Source organism: Veillonella sp. (genome assembly GCF_018364065.1).
Classification (GTDB): domain Bacteria; phylum Bacillota; class Negativicutes; order Veillonellales; family Veillonellaceae; genus Veillonella_A.
Window position 1 is genome coordinate 232,187 of record NZ_JAGZMO010000002.1, and the last position, 19,125, is coordinate 251,311.

The 19,125-nt window shown below is 43.7% G+C and carries 17 protein-coding genes; 5 read left to right on the forward strand and 12 right to left on the reverse strand.

The window, feature by feature from the left end:
- Positions 1–134: 134 nt before the first annotated feature.
- The 5 genes from KHZ77_RS02950 to KHZ77_RS02970 all read right to left on the reverse strand — a co-directional run bounded on the left by KHZ77_RS02950 (position 135) and on the right by KHZ77_RS02970 (position 6,389).
- Positions 135–1,454, reverse strand: a complete 1,320-nt coding sequence (locus tag KHZ77_RS02950) for an aldehyde dehydrogenase (RefSeq protein WP_295195571.1) — start codon at positions 1,452–1,454, stop codon at positions 135–137.
- Positions 1,455–1,616: 162 nt separating this feature from the next.
- On the reverse strand, positions 1,617–1,898 hold the full coding sequence (locus KHZ77_RS02955) for a BMC domain-containing protein (RefSeq protein WP_295195573.1): 282 nt from the start codon (positions 1,896–1,898) through the stop codon (positions 1,617–1,619).
- A 75-nt stretch (positions 1,899–1,973) separates the two neighbouring features.
- Positions 1,974–2,747, reverse strand: coding sequence for a propanediol utilization microcompartment protein PduB (gene pduB / locus KHZ77_RS02960; protein ID WP_295195575.1), 774 nt, complete (start codon positions 2,745–2,747; stop codon positions 1,974–1,976).
- 22 nt (positions 2,748–2,769) lie between these two features.
- Entirely contained in the window at positions 2,770–3,690 is a 921-nt protein-coding gene (locus tag KHZ77_RS02965) for a glycyl-radical enzyme activating protein (protein ID WP_295195577.1), read from the reverse strand.
- A 149-nt stretch (positions 3,691–3,839) separates the two neighbouring features.
- Positions 3,840–6,389, reverse strand: coding sequence for a glycyl radical protein (locus KHZ77_RS02970; RefSeq protein ID WP_295195579.1), 2,550 nt, complete (start codon positions 6,387–6,389; stop codon positions 3,840–3,842).
- A 389-nt stretch (positions 6,390–6,778) separates the two neighbouring features.
- Here KHZ77_RS02970 and KHZ77_RS02975 point away from each other — a divergent pair, with 389 nt between their 5' ends.
- The 4 genes from KHZ77_RS02975 to KHZ77_RS02990 all read left to right on the forward strand — a co-directional run bounded on the left by KHZ77_RS02975 (position 6,779) and on the right by KHZ77_RS02990 (position 11,179).
- Complete coding sequence (locus tag KHZ77_RS02975) at positions 6,779–8,644, forward strand: DUF4037 domain-containing protein (RefSeq protein WP_295195581.1); 1,866 nt, start codon at positions 6,779–6,781, stop codon at positions 8,642–8,644.
- 124 nt (positions 8,645–8,768) lie between these two features.
- Positions 8,769–9,335: a DUF4125 family protein gene (locus KHZ77_RS02980; RefSeq protein ID WP_295195583.1), complete on the forward strand. Its 567-nt coding sequence runs from the start codon at positions 8,769–8,771 to the stop codon at positions 9,333–9,335.
- Positions 9,336–9,566: 231 nt separating this feature from the next.
- Positions 9,567–10,208, forward strand: a complete 642-nt coding sequence (locus KHZ77_RS02985) for a hypothetical protein (protein WP_295195585.1) — start codon at positions 9,567–9,569, stop codon at positions 10,206–10,208.
- Positions 10,209–10,507: 299 nt separating this feature from the next.
- Positions 10,508–11,179 carry a CpXC domain-containing protein gene (locus KHZ77_RS02990; RefSeq protein WP_295195586.1) on the forward strand — a complete coding sequence of 224 codons (672 nt, stop codon included), beginning with the start codon at positions 10,508–10,510 and terminating at the stop codon, positions 11,177–11,179.
- Between the two features lie 88 nt (positions 11,180–11,267).
- Here the strand turns inward: KHZ77_RS02990 and KHZ77_RS02995 are convergent, their stop codons facing one another.
- Positions 11,268–11,630: a nucleotide pyrophosphohydrolase gene (locus KHZ77_RS02995; protein ID WP_295195588.1), complete on the reverse strand. Its 363-nt coding sequence runs from the start codon at positions 11,628–11,630 to the stop codon at positions 11,268–11,270.
- Positions 11,631–11,921: 291 nt separating this feature from the next.
- Positions 11,922–13,202 carry an MFS transporter gene (locus KHZ77_RS03000; RefSeq protein ID WP_295195590.1) on the reverse strand — a complete coding sequence of 427 codons (1,281 nt, stop codon included), beginning with the start codon at positions 13,200–13,202 and terminating at the stop codon, positions 11,922–11,924.
- A 180-nt stretch (positions 13,203–13,382) separates the two neighbouring features.
- Between KHZ77_RS03000 and KHZ77_RS03005 the strand changes: the two genes are divergently transcribed.
- Positions 13,383–13,826, forward strand: coding sequence for a YbjN domain-containing protein (locus KHZ77_RS03005; protein ID WP_295195592.1), 444 nt, complete (start codon positions 13,383–13,385; stop codon positions 13,824–13,826).
- A 126-nt stretch (positions 13,827–13,952) separates the two neighbouring features.
- On the opposite strand, the gene KHZ77_RS03010 is transcribed toward KHZ77_RS03005, so the two are convergent.
- From KHZ77_RS03010 to KHZ77_RS03030, 5 genes are all read right to left on the reverse strand, one after another.
- Entirely contained in the window at positions 13,953–14,972 is a 1,020-nt protein-coding gene (locus tag KHZ77_RS03010) for an RluA family pseudouridine synthase (RefSeq protein ID WP_295195594.1), read from the reverse strand.
- A 205-nt stretch (positions 14,973–15,177) separates the two neighbouring features.
- Complete coding sequence (locus KHZ77_RS03015; protein ID WP_295195596.1) at positions 15,178–17,793, reverse strand: 3'-5' exonuclease; 2,616 nt, start codon at positions 17,791–17,793, stop codon at positions 15,178–15,180.
- A gap of 75 nt (positions 17,794–17,868) precedes the next feature.
- Positions 17,869–18,111 (reverse strand): hypothetical protein, encoded by a 243-nt coding sequence (locus tag KHZ77_RS03020; protein ID WP_295195598.1) that lies wholly within the window; start codon positions 18,109–18,111, stop codon positions 17,869–17,871.
- Positions 18,112–18,119: 8 nt separating this feature from the next.
- Positions 18,120–18,710 carry a recombination mediator RecR gene (gene recR / locus KHZ77_RS03025; protein ID WP_295195600.1) on the reverse strand — a complete coding sequence of 197 codons (591 nt, stop codon included), beginning with the start codon at positions 18,708–18,710 and terminating at the stop codon, positions 18,120–18,122.
- 1 nt (position 18,711) lies between these two features.
- Positions 18,712–19,038 carry a YbaB/EbfC family nucleoid-associated protein gene (locus KHZ77_RS03030; RefSeq protein WP_295195602.1) on the reverse strand — a complete coding sequence of 109 codons (327 nt, stop codon included), beginning with the start codon at positions 19,036–19,038 and terminating at the stop codon, positions 18,712–18,714.
- Between the last annotated feature and the right edge of the window lie 87 nt (positions 19,039–19,125).

Here is a 19,125-nt window from a genome sequence, read left to right on the forward strand (position 1 = left end):
AACCTCCTAGCCATTACCTATGTATGCCTATATCATCTCAACATTTCGTGTATATACTAATGATTTAATTATACACTAATTCATAGGGTTTATGCATGAAATAACAGCTGTCAGATGTATTTTTGTCTACTCCCTCAGTCCATAGACGGTGAGTCCACCAATACACAACGTCGTTTCTTCGAAAAATCTTCCGCTGTAACTACCCCTTCACCGGTAATATTGGCGATAGTGAAGCCTGTGCCACCAACACCGCAAATGCCGATGCCGTCAAGGGAGCAGCCGTTTTTAATAAACACAGCGGTTTTCAACAAGGAAGCTGCCCGTCTCATACGGTCCACGCGATTTGAGTGAATCCCGGCCGTATGGTGGTATTGGCGTTCGACGCATACTGCCACATCCAAGGCTTCTTCGAAATCCGCTACTCGTACAATGGTAATGAGTGGCATCAAGAGCTCGTGCGTTACCATCGGATGAATTTTCACCGTATCTACGGCGATTAATTCATAGTGCTTATCTGTAGGAATCCCGGCGTCGCGCAGAATGTCATCGGCACAACGACCGCCGTACAGTTTGTTCGGCGCCATATCTTCCGTCAACAACAGCTTTGAAATCTTCAGCATTTCCTCAATGCTGTTAATATAGTACACATCGTGTTTTTCGAGAGCCTCCACGAACTGTGGTGCCACTTCGTCAACCAGTACAATATTCTTTTCCGATACGCAGGTGATGTTATTATCGAAGGTGGCCCCTTTCACGATGCAGTGAACGGCCCGTTCGATATCTGCAGTTTCATCAACGATAAACGTCGGGTTGCCCGGTCCGGCGGAAATTGTTTTCTTGCCACTGGAGATTGCACAACGGGCACTTTCGGATCCGCCGGTCGATACGATTAAGTCTACGTCCGGATGTGTCATGATTTCACGAATATAGGAAAGCATGCACGAATCCATAGTCACCACCATATTGTCAATCCCGCAGGTTTGTACAATGATCTGGTTCATCAGATGTGTTAAGTGTTTTGAAACTTCCATAGCGCGTGGATGCGGGCAATTGATAACTGTATTGCCTGCCGCTAAGAGGCCGATCGTATTGTTGATCATCGTTTCGCAAGGATTCGTACTTGGCTGAATCGCACATGCCACACCGTAAGGTAAGTATTCAAACAATGTGAGCCCGCCGTCACCATGCTTAACACGACTTTCCAATATTTCTGTGCCCGGAGTTTCATTAATTGCTAATTGTATTTTCAACTTTTTATCGGCAACTTTGCCCATGCCTGTTTCAATAAAAGAACGCATAGCCAGCTCATCAATAAAAGGTCGCAATCCTTGGCGAAGCGCCTTAATTATTTCTTCGCGATTGCGCAAACTGAGCCGACCGTACAAAGCTGCCGCCGCTTTCGCGGAATGCACTACATCATTGACTGTTGAAAATACACCTTTTTGTACATTCATATATACCCTCACTCATTTAATCTAAAGATATAGTGCTTTGTATAGCCCACAATCAATATGTTAAATGCTTACGTAAACGGCTTCGTTAACAGGTACGCAAAATGTACCTCCACCGAAGTGGAGATACATTGCGTGAGGTTAGTTTACACTGCCTGTATCTGCTTATTTATCAAAGCCAGGGATAATGTTTTCTGTATCAGCATGTGGTCTTGGAATTACATGGATGGAAACAACTTCACCCACATGACCGGCTGCTGCTGCACCTGCGTCAACGGCTGCTTTAACAGCACCTACGTCACCGCGAACCATAACAGTTACTAAACCGGAACCGATTTTTTCGTAACCTACCAAGCGAACGTTAGCCGCTTTGGACATTGCGTCGGCTGCTTCAATAGCGCCTACTAAACCTCTAGTTTCTACCATTCCTAATGCATCAGAATTCATAGTTGGCCTCCTTACTATCTATGTGGACCTTTGCCTAATTTACTAAAATTAATTTTGTATTTTGCCCGCTTACTATTAAATGTAGGATGGGCTGTCGTTCTTAGGTGTATCACCTAATGTTCCGAGTAATTTTAAGCCTACTTCACGAGCGGCGCGTACAGCCTGGCGTACCGCACCGGAATCGCCGGAGAATGTTAAAATTACTTCGTTGGAGAAGCTTGTGCCTTGGGATGGTGAAGAGTAAGATACTACATCAACATTGGCTGCTTTAACTGCTGTATCGGCTAATACTGTACCGATAGCTGCAGGGCCGGCGCAAACTAAACCGAATGATTTGCCCAATGGAGTGTTGAACGTTTTGTTCAAGCAGTAGCTGGCTCTGGCTGTGTATTGGAATTCCAGATGACCTGCTTCGTTGGCATATACATCACCGAAGTATTTAGGTAATGTTTCAAGTGCGATTTCTACAGCGCGACGAGCGTCGGAAACGTCATCAGCACCGATGTAGATCAAGGAACCATGACCGGCTCCGCCTTTAGTGTCGCGTGGTAATTCTACAGAAATAATTTCTGTGTTTGTTGCTTTTACTGCATCATCAACTGCCATGATTTGAGGGCCTGCGCCGATACGGCCGCCGATGATACCGATTGATTTGAATTTGCCTAAATTCATAGTCTCGGAAAGACTGGAATCTACGCTGGCAATAACAAGACCGATTGTATCGCCTACAGATGTACCTACGAACTCAGTTACGCCGATACCCTGGCATGTACGTTTTGGTTGTTCTTTTGTTAAGCCTAATTCCTGAGATACTTGTCCCATGACTTTCTCCAGTAATTCTTTATCCATACTAACCTCCTACCTGTTTATCTTAACCACCTATGACACAAGTAAGTCCTTTGCTTTCAACAATGGATTTAAACTTGTTCATAGTTTCTTCCGAATTTTTTGGTGTGCCTTCCAATTCGTATTTACGCCCTAACAGCTCATATTTACCTTGACCATAATTATGGTAACCCAGTAAATGTATTTCCTTCACGCGGGGCATTTCGTTTTTCACGAATGTAGCAATCTTATCAATATCTTCTTCTGTGGCATTGAATCCCGGCACCACCGGAACACGTACAATTACATCTGTCAGTGTTTGAATGAGACGGGCTGCCTTTAAAATGATAGCATTGTCTACGCCGGTAAATTTTTTGTGTTGTTCCGGATTCAAGCTTTTTATATCTAATAAGACTAAATCAATATGTGGTACTACATCGCGGATAATATCTTCCCCAACATAGCCTTCAGTCTCTATGGCTGTATGCCATCCCTGTGCATGACAGGCCTTAAAAATTTCCCGGGCAAATACCGGTTGTGTTAAGGTTTCCCCGCCTGACAAGGTGATGCCGCCACCGGATCGATAGTACTGTGTTTCATCTTTGCGAACTTCTCTGATTACATCCTGTACTGTCATTTCCTCGCCTTTCATCTGAAGCGCACTGGAAGGACATACTAAGGCACATTCACCACAAAGATTACATTTTTCCCGATCAACCCAATGCGGATTTGTTTCCGCAATGGCGTGCTGCTTACAAACAGCAATACAACGTTTACATCCTATACACATGACCTTACGATACATAAGGTCGGGAGCATATGATTGAGACTCAGGGTTTGAGCACCATTTACAGCGTAAAGGACAGCCTTTTAAAAATACGATGGTACGAATTCCCGGGCCGTCGTGAATGGAATATCGCTGGATATCAAACACGGTACCCTTAGCACTATAATCAACAGAATTCATAACGTATCCTCATCCCGCCTTCTCAAGAAAGCGTCTAATTAACTCCAGTCGTACTTACGCTATATCGATTACGGCTGTATGGCCGACGCGGTGGCCGGCCACACGCCATATAATCGAGCTAATCAGCAAACGCTGTTTTTAATAATATATTACATATTATGTTCTGTACGGTTGATGATATCGTCCTGTACTTCTTTAGCCAATGTTACGAAGTGAGCACTGTAGCCGGCTACACGAACGATTAAGTCCTGGTTATCTTCAGGTTTTTCCTGAGCGTCGATCAAGCGTTGTTTGTCAACTACGTTGAACTGAACATGGCTACCTTTGTGATCGAAGAAGCTGCGGATAATGGAAACGAAGTTCTTGAGACCTTGTTCGCCACCAACAGCTGCCGGTGTAAATTTCTGGTTGTATAAAGTACCGTTGGATGCTTGCGCATGGTCAAGTTTAGCAACGGAGTTGGATGCTGCTGTAGGACCATTTGTATCCACGCCCTGACGAGGAGATACGCCGTCAGCAAGTGGTTCGTAAGCAAGACGACCATCAGGTAATGCTGCTACGTCTTTACCGAACAATACGTTAGCGGATACAGGGTAGATACCTGCCTGGAATTGACCGCCACGTGGGTTAACGTATTTGTCAACTTCGTTACAGTAGATCTTACCGCAACGTCTTGCGAATTCGTCAACTTCTTCACAGTCATTACCGAAGCTTTCAGTATTTTGTAAAATCTTACGGATTGTAGCGTATTTGCTTACATCGCCGGAAGGAGCTGCACTGCTGCAGGAAGAGCCGGATTCCAATTTATTTTGTAATGTAGCAAGATCGATGGAGCCGGTGCTGCTGAGGATTTTCTTAACAGCTTCGTATACTTCTGCTTCTGTCAACTGAGCATTAGGAATCTTGGATTTGCAGCATTCAGGTTGAGCCTGATCACTGTAACCGAAGTTAGCTTCTAATGCTTCACGTAATTCGCGTAATGTGATCTTCTTGTCGTCGAATACGTTTTTCTTAATTGCATATAAGGAGTCGCCGGAGTCAGCTACGCCGAATGCCTGAGGGCCTGTGAAGTTGTAAATCGCGCCGCCTTCCTGACAGGATTTACCGCGTTTAATACAATCATCAACCATAGCGGACATGAATGGTAATGGACAACGTTCCATATGAGCAAAGTCAACTGCATTGTCAGCTTTAGCCAAGTGGGATACGAAGTATTCCATTTGTTTCTGGTAAGCATCGAAGATTTTTTCCATAGTGTCTAATTCTTCTAACTCGCCAGTTTTTGGTCCCAACTGTTCGCCTTTACAACGACCGTTGTTAAGAGTGATTTCAAGAACTTTTGCGATGTTGAAGAATGCAGCGTCATGCCAGCCTTCTGTACGATGGCCTGCTTGTGGCTCAACGCAACCGATGATGCTGTAGTCGCGAGCATCTTTTAACGCTACGCCACGAGCTACTAATGCAAGGATGATAACTTCGTCATTGTAGAACGCAGGAACACCGTAGCCTAAGCGGGATACTTCGCAAGCGCGATATAAGAATTCCATAGGGGAGTTCTGATGAACACGTACGGAGAAGGAAGGAGCCGGTAAGCGAACATGAGCAACGGCTTCCATACACATGTAGGAAACTTCGTTTGTTGCGTCTTGACCTTCTTCATCTTGACCGCCTACACAAAGGTTTTGGAATACGGAGTAGCCGGCGAACGCCTGAGCGGAAATTTCGTCACGAGTTTTGTTAACGTCGTTTAATTTTACCCAGATACAGTCAACTAATTCTTGAGCTGCTGCGCGATCGATTGGATCGTTTTTCAAGTATGGGTACATGTATTGGTCGAAGCGGCCCGGAGAAATGGAGTGACCATTGGATTCGATCTGAACCATGATTTGAACGAACCAGAAGGACTGACAAGCTTCGTAGAAGTTGCGAGCGCCGTATTCAGGAACGCGTTCACAGTTTTCAGCGATTTTTAATAATTCAGCTTTACGTTTGGAATCGTATTCGGAAGCTGCCATTTGACGAGCTTTTTCAGCATAGCGATGAGCAAAGCGGATAGCTGCATTATAGGAAATAATAACTGCATTGTAGAATTGATGTTTGCGGATGGATTCAGGATCGTTTTCATCAAGAGCAGCTTTAGCAGCAATTGTTTCTTCGATTACACCGCGGAAACCTTTTTTAAGGATTTTGCCGTAGTCAACGTTTACGTGACCTACGCCACCGTAGAAATAGTTACCAACTGTGAAGATACCGTTAGCGATACAAGCTTTAGTTTCAGGGCTCATGTAGGAGTCAGCTAATGCACTTGTTGTTTTGCCTTCCCAGTATTTGAACGCTTCATGCAATTCGCCTTGCACTTTTTCAGAAATTTCAAATGGGTCCGCCATACGGTTATGCATGGTTTTGAATTCTTTTTCTACCCAATCGTAAGAAAATTCAGGACAGATTTCAGTGGAACGAGGGTTGATTGTAATAGAACCAACGATTAATTCGTTGTCGCGAATTGTAATAGGCAACTCATTAAAGATTTTTTCTACGGCTTTCGCACGGCGAAGGATGACAGGAAGTCCTTCAGTTTCTTTAAATGATTCGGTTACCAATACGGCACGTTCTGATTCCACTTGTGGCATTGCATCGATAATTACCTGACGTAACTTTTCAATACGTTCTGTGGGTTTACTAAATCCTCTTTCAATCATGTAACAAACCTCCTTAATAGAAATAATAGAATCCTGTGATTTGTCTGCTATCTTTTTTCCTTGATTCGACATCCCCTATCACAGACGGCTATGGCCGTGTCATTTGTTACCTATACATCTATTTTAGCTACAACATGGAAAATGCAGTTAATGGAATCAAATCCTATAGAGGCACTTTTAAGACATAAGTACATCGGAAATCATCTATATACCTCCTATGCTTTTTTCGCATTTCAATTATGTGTTCTAATTCAACACTCTTATGTGCAGATACAAACGTATGAATTAAATAGTATAGTTTTATATATAGGAGGCAGATATAATGGACTTAATTATAAATAGATGAGAGAGTGTACATTGTAAGGGAAGGTACATTACGAGGTAATATTATGACAACAGTTGAATCGCTCGTGAAAGAGGCGCACCGGCTGTGGCGCGAAGGGAATGAGCTGGCCATGATTCCTCTCCTGGAGGAGGCCATCCGCTTGTCCAAAGAAATACGAGACTACAAAAAAACGATCGAGATTCAAAATGAACTGGGCGGTTGTTACCGCAATACGGGGCAGTTCGAAAAAGCCATTGCCGTACTCAAAGAGGCACTGGCTCTTTATGATGCGCATATGCCGAAACAGCCTATCGCCTATGCCACCATGCTTGTAAATTTGGGGAATATTTACAGAGAGCATAAATCATTCTACGAGGCGGAACAGTGTTTTCAACAGGCACAGACTATTTTCAAAAACGAAGGCGACAAATCCTACGCCTACGTGGGCCTTCTGAATAACTTTTCCCTCCTCTACCAAGATGTAAAAGAATATACAAAGGCACACACTATGCAGGAAGAAACCATCGCTTTGTTGGAGACTGATCCGTCTCTGAAGGTGCCCCTCGCTATCAGCTATCAAAACCTTTGTGAAATAAAAAAACATACGGCACCGCAAAATCCTGAATCCGGTTTGCCATTTTTAGAAAAAGCGGAAGCCATCTTACTCAAAGAAGTAGGTACAGATCACCCGCTCTACGCGGCCGTCCTCAACACAAAAGCGGACTATGCACTGCGTCAAAAAAAATATAACCAGGCACTTCATTGGTATACAGAAGCCCTGGCTATTATAAAAAAACACTACGGTGAAACCAGCATCGCCTATGACGCCATCATGCAGAACCTGGTGGCCTTGGCGGATATTACGAAAACTTTAAATGGTAATGACGTGGGTACCACTCAAGCTGTCATGCAACAGCATACGCCGGGAAAGCGCGAAGAATATAACGCGTCCGCCATGTGGTCTTCCATTCATAACGATGCGCCTACAACACCTGTTGCAGCCACTGAACCGGACAAGGCGCCGGTTATTGCCACGCCCAAAGGTGAAGGTCTTCGCTTAGCAGAAGAGATGGCCTTAGGTGTTTGCTCTATTATTAATACCTCTTACCGGAGCTTATTGCCTCACATTTGTCTTGTGTTGGCCGGCACCGGCTCTGAATGTTTAGGCTACGATGACCTGCAATCGCAAGATCACGACTTTAAAAAACGTTGCCAACTTATCTTGCCGAAATCAGTACTTGAATCACAAAGCTCCACAATTGCTGCACTGGTAGCGCAATGTAAACGCGACTTGAGCGGCGACTTAGAAGTAAAGAGTATTGACGAGTTTTATTCGTTCTACAGCTTCTTCCCGGACGGGCCAAAAACATTGCGTGAGTTCCGTAAAGTGCCGTCAGACTGTCTGCGCTGCGCTACGAACGGAATTGTCTTCGCCGACACACCGGGACAGTTCACCGCCATTCGCGAACGACTACTCAATTACTTCCCGGAAGATTTACGTTTGAAAAAGATTACCTTCTGCCTGAACAAAATGGCACAATCGGGGCAATACAACTTCAGTCGTACGTTAAATCGCCTAGACTATGTAGCGGCCACACTGGCATGCAGCGAGTTCGTCAACTATTATCTGCAACTCGTCCATCACCTCAATCGACGATATATGCCATTCTATAAATGGGCTTATCGCAGTGCTATGGAGTTACCGATTTTACACGAAACAACGGCCAACCTTTTATTGAAGCTTGTGCAAGCTCCGCTCACCGCAGAACGCCAGCCACTCATTGAAGCGATTTGCGCCGACGTTATCAAGGAATTACACAAACTTGGCCTCAGCCGTTCCGATGTAGACTTCTTAACCTATCAGGCCCAGGAAGTTGTCACCCATATCAGCGACGAATCGCTGCGCCGGGAGGACAGTTGGACTGAATAGAAATTCTATACGCTGCCACATATCTTAAAAGCACAGTATACGCACAATAAAGACACTTTAAGCCATCTTATAGAAACAGTCTTACATTGAGACTATCGGCTACATATCGTCAAAGGAGCTTTTTATGAATACATTAATTCAAAACATCATCACTCAGGAATGGGAATGCTTTTCCAGTACACAAAATATTGGTGCACCTGCCGGTTGCCAATCGCAAAAAGGCAACTTCTATGCGTCTCGTACAGCCTACTGGTCCATGTATCCGGAAGATGTATTACAATATTATTCACTTGATTTAGTACACGCTAAAAATGCACGACTCAACATTGTGGCCCAAAAGTACGCCTACATGATGGCCTACACCGATCCGGAATATTTCAAAACAATCCAGCCATTATTACCACCAATTTCACCACAAAAAGTGAAATACGTAGAAGCCATTATGGTCATCTATCTACAGTGGGAACTGGCTCTGGAAACATCGCATCCGCAATTATTCCACGGTCATCGCCCACTCCTCGCCAAAGAGGACAGCAAAACCGTAACCTCCGTAGAAACATACATGCGCGGTGAATTACAAACTTACTCGGAGCAAACATTAAAAGCCATTTTAGAACACTTCCTCATGGAACTATCCAAAGGCAATAACGTACTTTTGAAACAATACGAACAGTTACAACAGTACAAATAAAAAAATATTTTAACATTTTGAAAAGTGTTGTCAGTATAGATTCTTTAAGAATCCCATATAGACAGCACTTTTTTTGATTAATCGCATCAATATACAGAGTCTTTAATTAAATTACGAACAACTAAATTTTATTTAATACTTGTAATTCCTACCTGAGATATGGTATTATGTAGACATAGATTCAAATAATTCGATTTGAAAATTATAGATTAATAAAAGGGAGTTGCTATTATGAATTTCAAAAAATTATTAGTTTTAGGTGTTGCTGTATCTTCTTTAACCGCTGTTGCATCCGCTAAGGACCTACCTACTGACCAATGGTACTGGTACTATTCCGATGCTGATCAAACAGGCCGTGTATTATTAGATTCCGTTAAATACGACGTAAATACTGACGTAGCTGACGTTGAAACATCTGCAGTAAACCCTAACACAGGTCTTACTGAAATCAACTACTACAAATTGAATTTCACAAATAACACTTTATATCTATACCAACATGATGTATATCCAAACAACAGTAATGATCCTGTAAGTGTTCAGAACTTAGAAGGTAGAACATCTCGTGTAATTCAGCCAAACAGCATGGACGCTGCTTTGAAAAACGTAGTTGCCAACCTTGTTGACCGCAACCAACGCTTAAAAGAAAAACCTGATACTGTACTAACACCTGCACAACAACAGGCTAAAAAAGTAGAAGACGCTAAAATTGCTAACACTTGGCAGAACGCTAAACAGCAGAGCAATGCTGAATTAAAACAGACTGACGCAATCATCGAAAACACTGATGCAACAACTCCAGTGCCTCAAGATGAAAACAAAAAAGCGGCTGAAGAACGTTTAATCAACGACAACCAGACAAAAACTTTCTAAGCCTTAACAACATCTCCTAGTATGGTACTAACCATACATCCTATACCATAAATAACAACCTCATATCCAACAAGAGCGATGGCTGCACTGATTCGTGCGGTCATCGCTCTTTTTTACGAAATCTTCGTATAATAAAATCGGCCTTAACAACATCTCCCTGTAAAGATATCCTCTGAGTAAATCGCTTATCATATGAATATTTTTTGATAAAAATTGCACATCTTTGGTCAATATATTTCAACTTAGTCATGTTATAATGAAGTTAAATTATATACTACGTGTTAATAAGGAGATGTGTTATGTCAATTCGTGAAGCAGCAAACGTCAATTGTCCATCCTGCCATCAGGATTTTGAAGTTTCCATATGGCAAAGCTTGAACGCAAACCTCGATCCTAAAGGCAAAGAAGATTTGTTAGCGGGACGTTTATTTCAATTTACCTGTCCTCATTGCCATGCGGACGGCACGGTGAATTATCCAATTTTATATCATGACATGGATCATCATGCCATGGTTCAATATATTGTGGACGAAAAAGACGTGGAAAAAGCGTACGAAGACTTCTTTGAAGGCCCGGAAGTTATCGGTGATTACATGAAAACGAAAGGGTACCAGGTTCGCTTCGTAACCTCCCAGGAAGACTTGCGCGAAAAAGCGGCTATCTTCGATGCAGACCTGGACGATCGCATTATCGAATTAGCCAAAATCGTATACGCCATCCTCCATCAAGAACGCTATCCGGACCAAAACTTTAAAGAAATTTTCTTTATCAATCATCCGGAGCAGGGCCCTTCCCTCTACTTTGCTACAGGAACTCCGGAAGAAGACTTCGCTATTCCAATTGCGGAGAAATTATACAACGACCTGAAGAGCGCCTTGTCGCTGGTTCCGGAAGAGGATTTAGATAAACCAATCATCGATGCTAAATGGGCCGGTGAATTATTGAAGGACTATAATTTGTTGATGTCTTAAGATAACTAAATATAAAAAACGACCTCCTGCTACCGGACATTTAAGTCTAATAGCAAGAGGTCATTTTTTAATTTTCATCTAATTACCTTCAATTATCCTCTAGTTCCGTATATTTCAAGTTCTTCCCTTTTATCTTTTCCACCGCATAGCGTTTATCATTATACGCCATTTTCCGTTCTAAGCAGTCTTTTAAATCAAAGCCGTTCATTTGGGCAAAGCGAAGTAAAAAGAAAAATACATCTGCCAGTTCGCTCCCGATTTCGTCCCGTTTATGTACATCTGCCAGCATTTCTTTCATTTGCTCTGCCGTCTTAAACCGAAATAGGTCCAAAAGTTCATTCGATTCTGTAGACAGGCCAATAGCCAAGTCCTTCGGTGTATGAAACTGATCCCAGTCGCGAGCTTCGCAGAATGTTTTTATTAATGTGGTTAGTTCTTCTAATGTGTCCATGTGTATTCTTCAGCGCATTGCGCTGCTCCCTATTATGAAAAATATATCTACATTAATAATAAAACGATTCCCTCTAAAAAGGCAACATATATAGAACCAATCAACTGCAAACAAAAAAGCCGCTATAATCGGGAGCTTGGCTCATCCGGTCATAGCGGCGTTTGTTTAATTAGAATATTACAGAACTTTAGCGCTCCAGTATTCTTTTAATATTATGTTTTACTACTGTTTATAATTTTCTACTGCTTTTGAAATTTTATTTTACTGTAGCTTTTACTTCTTTCGACTATTTTATTTCTTCACTCTTACGAATAAGAGGATGATGGATCCGATAATCGGGAATACAGAGATAGCATACAGCGCCGTCTGATAATGCCCTGTATGTGTTAAAATGCCCCCCAAGATGATTGGTGCCGTAATGGAACCCATCTGGTTAAACAGATTAACGAAGCCTGCTGTGGTGCCGCGAAGATGACTCGGTGCAGATTGTACAACCAACGCATTTGTAAGCGGGCTGTACATGAATGCGCCTACCCCCAAGATAGCGCCCGTCACGTAGAGCATATTCGGCTGCATGGTCATGGCGAAGGAAATTAGTGCCGGACCGAAGCAGAACAGACAAATCGATGCAAGATGATTCTTTTTAATCGGCAAAATATCTGACAAAATACCGATAGTCGGTTTTACGAGCAATGCAGCCAAGCCGTACACAGTCATAACGGAACCGGCAAAGATGGATGTTACACCCAAGCTTTTTACCATGTACAAATTCGTCCAGTTCGTTACACCCCAAGTAGTACCAGTGGCGAAGAAGCCCGTAATAGCGAGAAGCATAATATTGCGATTCGTCAATAAATAAGACAAATTATTCCACAAGGTAGATTCTGACGTTCCTACAATATCTTCTCTGCGTTTAACCGTAGCTTCCCGGTCTGCACTTTGTACCGTACGTCCGGCCGGATGTTCACTGATGAGCTTGCCCACTTCGTCATCCGATTTTTGTGCTTTTACCAGAGTAAAATAAGACATGGCCAGCACGATTAACGGTAAAACAGCCGTTACCAGGAAGGCCATGCGCCATCCGTAATGAGTGGCCACTGTCGGTGCGTACAGGTTAATGGTGAAGATACCAAAAGATGTACAGGACATAAAAATACCAACTGCCGTGCCGCGCTGCGTATTACTGAAATGATCGCCGATAGCACTCATACAGGATGACTGTATCGGTCCTGAAACCAGCCCCAAGATGAGACGCAATACCCACCCCATGGTATAGCTCGTGATCGTGCTCATAAGTCCCGTAATAATCGCCATGGCCAATAAGCTGAACAGAATCGTTTTACGATAGCCGATTCGGTCCGCAATAATGCCGCCGGGCAACACCATAATGGCATACCCGATATAAAAGGCGGTTACGTAGCTGGTGCCTTGCACCGGCGTGAAATTCATAGCTTCATTTACGATTGGCATCAATGTAGACCAGGACAATCTTACGACAAAGCTAAGCAAAAATGATAGCCATAATGTCGCCAAGAGTAAGGTCTGACGCCGTGAAAAATTTAATGCATTCATACTTTCACTCCCTCTTTATAAAATTATATTTCTTACATACTAACAGGAATTGGCACATAATTCAACAAAAGAACGCCAAAGCCGGCTGAAAAATGCACATCAAAAATGCAATTCTATGATACAATAAAAATATACTTATATTGTGACTGAAAATGAATGAGAAGAAAGTGAGGTCCGATTATGACCAACTGCCAAATCATGCGCGACTATTTGCTGACTCTTGATTTAACTTCTGAAATGTCTGAAAATCCGGACCAGCTATTCTATCAGGAGCTTCTGGTACCCCTCACTTATAACGACATTCATCATACTATTTACATGCGATTCAGCCGCGACGAAGACGTTATTCATGTAGTTTTCGTCAACATTGTAAAATACGATGTAAATAACACGAACAAACTCTTCAAGATTTACGAACTGCTAAACGAAATGAACTACAATTGTTTCTTCAGCAAGTTTGAAATGGATATGGAAGAGCATGCGGTAGTGTTGAACTTTGTGTACAACACCCATCCGGACACGTTCGACCCGGACAAACTCTTCGAAATCATCGCCAATGCTATTCAAGATATAAATAAATGGTATCCTGCACTTATGAAGCTTAAATGGGGAACTTCCAACTAGCGCCATATATTTAGCCTAATAAACAAAACTATCTTCTAATAAATAAAACCCTCTTCTATGAGTAAACGAGCTTTTCCGACAGCCTGGGCCGCCGGGAAGCACGCATCCATAGAGGAGGGTTTATTCCTATTGAATTTCCACAGTAACAAGCTCACCGGTTCGGAGGGACACGAACACAATGCGTTTTGCCACTAATGAATAGGTGCGCCCCTGAATGGCATTACCATAAAGTGAATCACCTACAAGAGGATGGCCTAAATGCGCCATAGCTACGCGGATTTGATGGGTTTTACCGGTATAGAGGCGAATGTCCACATGCGTTATGAGCTGCGATTTTTCTTCGTCCGTCAAAGAATTCAATTCCTCCGGATTCACCGGATGTTCCGTTAAACGCATTTCCGTATAAGAGAATCCATCCACCTGGCGATGTTTCGGTACCACTAAGGAACCATCGGCCTGACTCGATGTTTCGTCGACCATGTCTTCTTCCAAACGATATATGCCCAGCGCCTTAAACGCTGTTTTCGTCATTTTACCGTCCGGATGAACTTCCTGATGGATGCCATCCTCACTGCGCCGCATTGGCAAATCGATAATCTGACTTCCTTCCAACACGCCTTCCACCTTGGTGGTGTACCATTTTTCGAAAGTGTGATTTTCCATTTGCTCCTGATAAAATCCCTGTGCCACCGCACTTTTAGCAATAACCACACAGCCCGATGTATCACGGTCCAGGCGGTTTAAAAAACGCACTTTTCGACGAATACCATTATCTTTGAAATACTGTGCCACGCCATTTGCCAGCGACACCTGTCCTTGGGAGTTCACCGTGATTCCCACCGGTTTATGAAGAACTAATAAGTCCTCGTCTTCATATAAAACGGTCAGTTCCATTTCAATCGGTTCATAATCCAGTCGCTCTTTCGGCATTTGCAGTCGCAGTTCATCACCGACGGAGACTTCCTCCTTCGGCGTTGTTTTACGGCCATTCAGCAGCACCAGTTTTTCCTCAAACAACTTCTTCATAGCACCGCGCGCCATATGCTTTCCATCGAGCCACTGTCCCACCGTCGATATGCCCATTTCCACATCAGTTGCGGTTAATAAAAAGCAGAGATCATCTGCGCGATATGTCTTGCGAGCCATGTGACCACCTCCTTTTAAAAATCTAACTAAATGCTGAGCATTCAGCGGCACTGCGCCGCTTATAAAATAAAAACAACCAAGACCTAAAAACTTTACTATCAATAACAGCTAACGTTTCAAGATACTATCAAATAAAGACTTCTTATAGTATCAAACGCTTATATGCTACTCTTTGCTTAATATACTATGGATAATTACTATGCGATTAGTCTTTGATAATCGTGTCCGGCAAATAACTCAAAAATATACTTGGCCGATTCTGTTGATTCCGATCACTGACGACGCTGTAAGAAATGTACAACTGTTTCTTGGCTCTCGTAATCGCCACATAGAACAGTCGTTTTTCTTCATCCAAACGCCCTTCCCGCTCCGCGTATCCGTTCGGGAAATTTCCCTGCGTAAGCCCTGCCAGGAAGACATAGTCAAACTCACTGCCCTTTGCCTGGTGAACCGTAATAATCGGGATGCGCTTGCTATTTTTAATGCGCCGGTCCGGTTCGCCCACCGTAAGCGCCGCCTCTTCTAAAATGCGCTGCAAACAGTCTCGACCGCCCAAGTCGCTATTAGTGGCTTCCAACTCAAGCAAAATGCGATACAGGTCGCGAATATTTTCTACACGAGAAGCTTCTTTGTGACTATTATAATAGTCCACAACGCCCATATCTTTCATAATATAAGCGAGCAATTCGGTCGGTTTATCGGTCAAACTCTTCCGCCGCAAAGTCGTCATTTGAGACGCAATTCCTGCAAAGGCATTTTTATAACGGCCGATTAAAGCACGCCGCTGATCCACGGCAGGTTCAATCTTTTCTTTGACCACATACAGCAATAAAGCCGCCGTAGCCCGAATATCATCCAGCGCGTTGTGCGAAGGCTTATGCTCAATCGGGAAGTAATTGCTCAAATATTCCAATTTATGATTTAATAGGCGCGGATAAAAGCGTCGGAACATATCCAGCGTGTCATATACGGCTCTGAAGGCCGGACGCCCTAAATTATGGCGATGCAGTTCACTGGTGAAGATATTTACGTCATAGTTTACATTATGCCCAACGATAATGGCCCCTTCTGTAAATTTTAAAAAGTCGTTCAACACCACTTCGGCCGGTTCGCCATGTTCCGCCAAGTATTCATCTGTAAAATGATGCACGTCCGCCGAAGCACCTACCGATTTGGTTGGACGGATGAAACGTTCAAATACTTCCCCTTCTGAGCCGTCCGGGTTAATGCGATACGCCGCAATCTGAATGATTTCATCCCGCGTCGTGTCCGTCCCTGTACTTTCCACGTCATATACGATGACCTGGCCCGCTTCCAGCCCTTTCAGCAAAATATCGTACGGTTCCCGTTCGAAAATCTGCATATCCATAAAGTCTGTAAGACGAAGCCCCAAGGTCCGTACAGGTTCGCTGTCCAGTTCTTCCAGACGACGCTCACCAATCCCCGGCACATAGCGCTTTACAATGCGTTTCACGCTGAGTGCGTCATTCGGATTGAGCAACAATTTGAAGAACGCCATTACGTCTTTAATTTCCTGGCGTCGGAAGAATTTAAACTCATCAATAATCATGAAATCACGCCGTTCTTCCACAGGCAATTTCATGTTCAGATTTTCAAAAAGACGACTAAAGTCCTGCGCCTGTCGATTGCCACGCACGAGTACGCCAATAGACGCATCTTTCGGCAAACTGCGAATCGTATCAAAGATGTAGGCCCCTTCTTTCCAAGGCATAGCTGCCTGATGGAGGACAATCGGATGACCCGCATCATTGCTGGCTGCATACGGTTCCTGCTCATAGTATTCCCCAATGAGCTGAGGGAACATATTTTTCAGAACGGAAAATGACGCTTCAAACAAGTATTTATTCGCCCGGTAGTTTTCGTAAAATACAATCACTTCCGGATTAAATTCCTCTTTATAAACCTGTAAAAACGCCTCCGGATTGGAACCGCGCCATTCGTAAATGGTTTGGAAATAATCGCCGCACAACAACACGCGATTGCCGGGCCAAAGCATTTTCATGACCTCCGCTTCCAAATCGCTGGTGTCCTGCATTTCATCAACATTGATAAAGCTGTAGCGACTGCGCCAGCGTTCCCGCACTACCGGGTCTTGGAACAGGCGATGCACATCCGTAATCAAATCAGTAAAATCCACGCCGTGCAGCTGATGAAGGCTCATATCATACGACGCCACAGTATCCTGTCCGCTCAGTAAAAATCGCTCATAATCTTCCCGTAACACATAGCTGCCGTCTCCGAAGAATCGCCGCAAATCGCCCTGCCGTTCTCTGCTGATGCGCTCAATCGTTTTCTTGTAGTCCCCTACCGCATCATCCGTGTAATAATGCCACAACGAACGCTGCTCTTTTACAAAAGCGATAAGCGCCGCAAAAGTGGCTATTTTCATCGCACGCGGACGGAGAGGCTCCAGGAGTTCCTGGCAATCCACCTCATCATAGATAGCCATGTCCACATAAAGCTCTTCGTTCGCCTTGCTCTCCTGTTGCAAAATCTTATAACAGAAGCTGTGAAATGTCCGTATTTCTACATTCTTTGCATCCGATCCGGCCATGCTCATAATGCGTTCTTTCATTTCCCGGCAAGCCTTATTGGTAAAGGTCAGGCAGAGAATATCTTCAGACCGGGCCGCGCCGGTTTTCAAAATATGCGCAATGCGATGAGCCAAGGTGTTCGTCTTGCCGGTGCCGGCCGATGCGAGCAGCAGAATATTGGATTCCAAGTTCGTTACTACCTGTTGCTGCGGTTTATTCAATTGTTGATACCCCGTAGGATGTTGTGTTGCTGTTTCCTGTACCACCTTTTATACCTCCTACGCTTTTATACATGCTAAAATTGGTAGCCGCCGAAGCAGCTACCAACTAAATATCCATATTTACATACCATGATGCCATAAAGACATGGCAATAACAGGAAGAGGGCCGAATAAAGCACTTAACGCCCACATTCCTACGCCCATATCGAGGGGAATATGAAAATAATTAACCGCAATATAATAGGCCGCATAGCCGGTAATCAAATGAATAGCTACGCGTTTAATTGTAAAATACGCTACTTTAAAAATAAAGTATACTGCTACTAATCCTACGGCCACTTGTATTAAAAAATCGAAATTCATACAAATCCTCACATTTCTCGACGATTCACTACAGCTCCTCCGAGTGTCAGTTCATCGGCGTATTCAATATCGCCGCCTACAGGCACGCCGCGTGCGATACGCGTCACTTTAATTCCCGTAGGTTGCAATAATCGTGCAATGTATAAAGCGGTCGCTTCCCCTTCCACATCAGGGTCCGTGGCCAAAATCACTTCCTGCACGGTTGTATCGCGGAGTCTTGCAATTAACTCCTTGATGCGTATATCTTCCGCACCAATCCCTTCAATAGGGGATAAGGCGCCTTCCAATACATGATATACACCCTTGTAGTCGCCGCTTCGTTCAATCGCCATTACGTCGCGCGATGTTTCCACCACGCAAATCGTGCTGTGATCGCGATTGTCGTTAGCACAAAATTGACAAGGGTCCTGGGCTGACAAGTTGAAGCAGATGGAACAACGCTTCGTCGCTTCCTTGGCGGATTTAATCGTATCCACCAACTCGTCCACCTCTTCAGCCGGCAACTCCACTAAATGATAAGCCAGTCGGCGCGCCGATTTGGCTCCAATGCCCGGTAAACGTCGTAAGGACTCTACCAGCTTTTCTAACGCGTTTGTCATCTTAGAATAATCCCGGAATGTTCATACCGCCTGTAACTTTACCCATTTCCTGAGCCATCATGTCGTCCACTTTACGGCCTGCTTCATTTACAGCGGAAACAATAATATCTTCTAACATTTCTACATCTTCAGGGTCTACAGCTGCAGGATCAATAGTGATAGATTCTACAACCTTTTCACCGTTCATAACAACAGTAACAGAACCGCCGCCTGCAGAAGCTTCTACAGTGCGTTGTTTTAATTCTTCCTGCATTTTCTGCATATCTGCCTGCATTTTCTGAACTTTCTTAAGCATGCCTTGCATGTTGCCCATACCTTTATTAAACATTGTTATCCTCCTTAATATTACATGTCCCGACATTAGGGGGGACTCATTTATTTCGTATCTATTATACCCTAAATCCACCTGATTTGT